The 872-nt window shown below is 45.4% G+C and carries 1 pseudogene; it reads left to right on the plus strand.

Annotated elements, in window-relative coordinates:
* Positions 1–550: 550 nt before the first annotated feature.
* Positions 551–872, plus strand: a pseudogene (locus CIK04_RS29305) (efflux RND transporter periplasmic adaptor subunit); the annotation flags it as partial.

The following is an 872-nucleotide window of genomic DNA, read 5'->3' on the forward strand; positions in this document are numbered from 1 at the left end:
TAATGACTTCGCTCGATCAAGTGAAACCGCAGGGTGTTATCGAAATGAGGTATGCCGATTTATTGAGCAAATAAGCCTGAGAAAAACGCCAATGCCGAAGAAAATCGAATTGGTGAATCGCTATTGATGAGTAAAACGCAGCCAGTTCCTAAAGGGCGAGATCAGCACGAGCAAGAGATTATCACCGCGAGTGTGCATCAGTTTGATGCTTTGTTAAGTCAAGCGTCACTCTCTTCACGTTCTCTCTGCTATTCCAATACTGGGTATTTTATTTCAGCTTGTGGCGTGTGGTTGTGTTCAAAATATTGTCTTCGCCAAGGAAGAAGGGCGATCGCATCCGTGGATGAAAAAAACAGGTAGCCACTCAGCGAAATGTTCAAAAAAAGCCGCTTTTGCGGCTTTTTTTGTATTCTGGAGAAACAGAAATAGCGCATTTAGGATCTCAAATAACGGACAAATATCACCTTTCAGTAAACTTTTGAGTTTACCTTTTTGTTAATTTGCAATAAAATAAACTCCAAAGTTTACTTTTTTCTTTTTGAAGGTGGAAATGTCGTTGGTTGATCCTCTAATTGGAAGTCGATTTGGTCGTCAGTTTAGAAGGCGATGCCTTAGCGTACGCTACATAAGCGCTGTGGCGGCCAGTTTGCTGGTGGTGGGATGCAGTGAGCCTGTTGCTCAGCATGTGGCAGCGCCAGTGGTTCGCCCTGCATTGGTGGAGCGTGTCTCTACCGAGCAGGATACGCGCTTGAGKTTTAACGGGGTAGTGCAAGCGGCGGAAAGAGCAGAGCTGTCGTTTCGCGTTTCTGGGCGATTGACACAATTGCTTGTGAACGATGGTGATACAGTGAAAAAGGCCAGCTACTCGCCCA

This window comes from Vibrio sp. 03_296 (genome assembly GCF_002265885.1).